At 37.5% G+C, this 4086-nt stretch carries 3 protein-coding genes; all 3 read right to left on the reverse strand.

Annotated features, from left to right (window positions below; genetic code table 11):
* Nucleotides 1-468 precede the first annotated feature (468 nt).
* A complete protein-coding gene (locus H5202_RS18565) occupies nucleotides 469-1500 on the reverse strand; it encodes a TniQ family protein (RefSeq protein ID WP_182773376.1) in 1032 nt (343 codons plus the stop codon).
* 24 nt (nucleotides 1501-1524) lie between these two features.
* Nucleotides 1525-2304 (reverse strand): M48 family metallopeptidase, encoded by a 780-nt coding sequence (locus H5202_RS18570; RefSeq protein WP_182773377.1) that lies wholly within the window; start codon nucleotides 2302-2304, stop codon nucleotides 1525-1527.
* Nucleotides 2304-4086, reverse strand: a 1783-nt coding sequence (locus H5202_RS18575; protein WP_443019440.1) for a type I restriction enzyme subunit R domain-containing protein, incomplete at its 5' end; no start/stop codon positions are given. The genes H5202_RS18575 and H5202_RS18570, both read right to left, overlap by 1 nt.

The following is a 4086-nucleotide window of genomic DNA, read 5'->3' on the forward strand; positions in this document are numbered from 1 at the left end:
TTTAAATTTCCTCCTTTGCTTAAATGCAGTAAATATAAACGCGAACAACTAAAATATCAAGCTTATTTTAATAATTTTTTACTTATTATTCAATTTCACAGAAATTAAATTCCTGGCGCGGATAAAAAAGGCGCGTTATGCTTTTGCATAACACGCCTTTGAACACTTGCTGCTAATCCTATTCACGACAGAATAAAGCACCAAGTTAATTATCACTTATTACATCTACAAGAAGCTTTCTTGGGCTATCACACAAAGCTAGTTTACATTTCTATAAGGTCATTAAAAACGAAGACAATCTTTTAATACTAATAATCAAACACATAGGTTGAGGTTGAACAGTTTTCACAAAAAGATTGTCTTCGTTGAGTTCAAATAGTCTTCGTTGCAATTCCATCATTACAACTAATGTATTGGCACAATAAAGTTTGTACACTAATATCACTTTGGAATAATAAAGTTTGTACATTAAATGATAAGTCTAATCCAATTATCATTCATATCGTCAGGTTTTATATCTTGAATATAATCTTCATCGACTAAAGTTACCTGTTTATTCTCCTTAAAATGTTCATCGTGTTTTTTGATGTTCAGGTATCCAACGCTACCACAGCTATTAATATGAGAATAGAAATCTGAAGCCGATTTGAAAGTAGAAATGGCTAATGAGTAGAAAATTTTGGAATCTAAGGGGAGTTTAAAACTATTAACAATAGCTTTTATTTGCTTATGTAAATATTCCTCATTCAAAGACTTCTGTTGTTTAGCACATTTTTTTGTTAAAAAATCTAGTTGCTCTTTTTTTGATAAATGATTAATTCCACTCTTTTCAATAAAATCTAATACTAAACTTAAATTAACAGCCCTTGATAGATGAATAGGAGGATACATGAGTATTTCTGACATCCATTTAGCTGTGCGCCGCTCAGAGAGCGACGATTTACAATATGCTTCAGTCCAAGTATTACAATGACATTCTGGACAACTCCCCGTAAATAATCCGACAAGAAAGTTTTTCGTTGCAAACGGGCCATCGATGCAATCACAGGAGTATTTACACAATTTTATATTATGTATGTGGCATGCTGTCACAAGTGGAGCTTGCCACACCCTTAGTAACCAGCAAAATCCGTATTGCCTTAATTGATCAATAAAGCACTTGGGACAATAGCGTAGCTCAGCATATTGAAACAATTGTTTCTCAAGAGCGCGGCGTTGTTCTGAGTAACCATGAATAAAAATATCTATTAACTCAGTTTTTAAGTGATAGTCGGATGTATATTTTAAAAGGGGATAAACAGTGTGCATCGATAGCACTTCCACCATAGTTTTATTTTGTAAACCAGTAAACTCTACTTTTTTTGGAAAGTTGAGAGCCTTTCTATCACCACCTATGATTTTAAGTAGACTATTGGTCACTCCAGAAGTAAATATAAACTCCTGACGAAGAGTAAAACCGGTTAAACTTTCCTCCTCATTAATTGTAAGAAAATTAGACATTTTTTATATTCTTAATACCTATTTTTACTCATTCAAATACAACTCCGCCATGCCATCTAAACGGCTTTTCACTTCTTTCCAATTGGGCATTACGCTAGAAAGTAAACGCCAAAATTTTTCGCTATGGTTATGCTCAGCAATGTGGCAAAGCTCATGCAAAATCACGTAATCAATGCATTCTTTAGGGGCTTTAATCAGATGAGGATTGAGCATTAAATTGCCTTTAGTAGAGCAACTCCCCCATTGCTTGGCCATCGAAAGCACTCGAAAACTAGGAATGCCTGTAACCCACGTAGCGTGTGGAAGTAGTTCAGATAAGCGTTGATGAAAAGCCCGTTCAGCACGTACCTTATACCACTTTGAGACTAAGGTTTTTGTCAACTTTTGCTTATCTTCATTAAAGCGGTTCAACGTAACTAGCAGCTTGCCTCGGGTCATTTTAACGTTTGAAATACCATCAGGGTCTTCAACCACTTTAAGTACATAACGTCGGCCAAGATAAAACTGCATTTCACCGCTCACATAATGTTTTGGCTGAACAAACTCAAGATGAGTACGAAACTCGTTCAACGCATCATATATCCACTTAGCTCGCTTCATTACGGCTTCATGAATATCCTCTCGTGGCGCATCGTTTGGGGCGTTAACAACGACGTTGCAATCAGGATGAACTTTAATGGTAATTTTTCGCTTCTTTTTTTCAAGTCCATCAGGTTTACGAATAACCTCATAGGTAACCGCTTCATCACCATAAACAAAGCTATATTGCTCTTTACTTTCTTCGCTAGCGTTTACTGAAGCCATTAATGGTGGCCTGCCACACCCAAACGGGTAATTTGAACCACATCAGCAATCACTACTTTAGCTTTATCCATGCCTATAGTTTTAAATAGCACAGGAAGTAGCTTACGTTTAATTTGGTTTTCAATTTCTTGTGGATTAATTGAAAACTCAGCAACTGCACCTGTAACGATTTCATCAATCAATATCGCGCTGTTAAAGCACTCATCCTCGGTCAACGTATTACCACTGGCTAAATGCTTTAAAAACAGACCATAGTAGGCTTGTACGTGGCGCTTAACCTTAGGGTCAAGCTCACTAAATCGGTCAATCGGAATGCCTTCTACTTTGCGCTCTTTCACTTGTTCTTCAAAATCAGCAAACAACAAGTATTGCTTCACTGGTGCATCAAACATCTCTTTAGTTTTATCAATTGCCTGTTTAAGCAAATTAGAGAAATATTCCTGCGCATAAGGGTCATCAGCTAAATCCTGGTCAATCATTTTGGTTATACGGCCAGTGATTGCATCTTTTTTATTCCGAGCCTCATCGTCACTCATGTCTTCAGGCATCGCCGTTTTACCCATATTGCCAACAAGGTAAGCGCCTTTCGACTCTTGAATTTCAACTCCACCAATATGCTTATCTAGCATTGTACGAATGTTCTCGGCATACTCATCGTAATCGACCGTTTCTTCGGCATCTTCACGCACTTGCTTACGCAGTTCAGACATGAATTTAAGTGTTTTTTTATACAAACTACGCTTGTCTAGAGATGTATTTGGATCGATCACATCAAAGCTTTTATCTTCAAAATACGTCGCCGACTGTAATGCCACTTTCATACAGTTAGCAAATACAGTAAGTGCATCATAAAAGTCTTCGCGCATTTTCAGATTAGTATCGGTAAGTTGACCATCTATAGTATCGATTTTAGGTGAGAGTACTTGGCGTAACGCTGGGCCATCTTGTTTGTTTTTAACTCCATCAAAAATTGTCCACAAATCGCTAAATAAGCCAGGAAGCTTTTTATATTCCGTATCCATACGGCTATATAAGCCTTTAAGGTCTTCAATATCAAAGCCTGCTTGGGTGCGCTCAGCTAAATCTTGATAATCGGCAATAGTGGCATCAAGCTCTTTTAATATGCCTCTATAATCAATAAGGTAACCAAACTGTTTCTTTTGATGCAAGCGGTTAACCCGTGCAATAGCCTGGATCAAGTTATGTTGTTTTAAAGGTTTATCGATGTATAACACGGTGTTTTTAGGTTCATCAAAGCCTGTGAGTAGTTTATCTACCACTATCATCAAATCAGGCCCTTCATCTTTACTAAACTCGCTAATGATATGTTTGGTGTAGGCTTTTTCATCCTGCCCATAACCGGCATCAACAATGTTTGCTTTCCACCAATTTTGCACAGCATCGCTACTTTCACCGTCAACAGTATCATGCCCCTCACGCGTATCAGGCGCTGACATTGCAACCACCGAGGTGACCTTACCGATTTTATCTAACAGCTTCTTATATTGAATGGCAGAGGCTTTAGAGTCACAAGCAAGCTGGCCTTTTAGCCCTTGGCGCTTAAAGTTTTGGAAGTGGTCAGAAATATCATGGGCAATTAATTCAATGCGACCTTCAGTTTGATAGATTTGGCCTTTTTGAGAAAACTTTCTTTTAAGGTCGGTTCGTTGTTTATCAGACAACTTGTCGGTAATACGGTCAAACCATGCATCAATCGCTTTGTCATTAGTACTTAAATCGGGTATCCGCTCTTCATATAGTAATGGCGTAACAGTTTTATCT

Source organism: Shewanella sp. SG41-4 (assembly GCF_014164505.1).
GTDB lineage: Bacteria > Pseudomonadota > Gammaproteobacteria > Enterobacterales > Shewanellaceae > Shewanella.

Coding starts and splice junctions, on each gene's coding strand:
- H5202_RS18565 (WP_182773376.1), bottom strand. CDS start 1,500: ATGTCTAATTTTCTTACAATTAATGAGGAGGAAAGTTTAACCGGTTTT.
- H5202_RS18570 (WP_182773377.1), bottom strand. CDS start 2,304: ATGGCTTCAGTAAACGCTAGCGAAGAAAGTAAAGAGCAATATAGCTTT.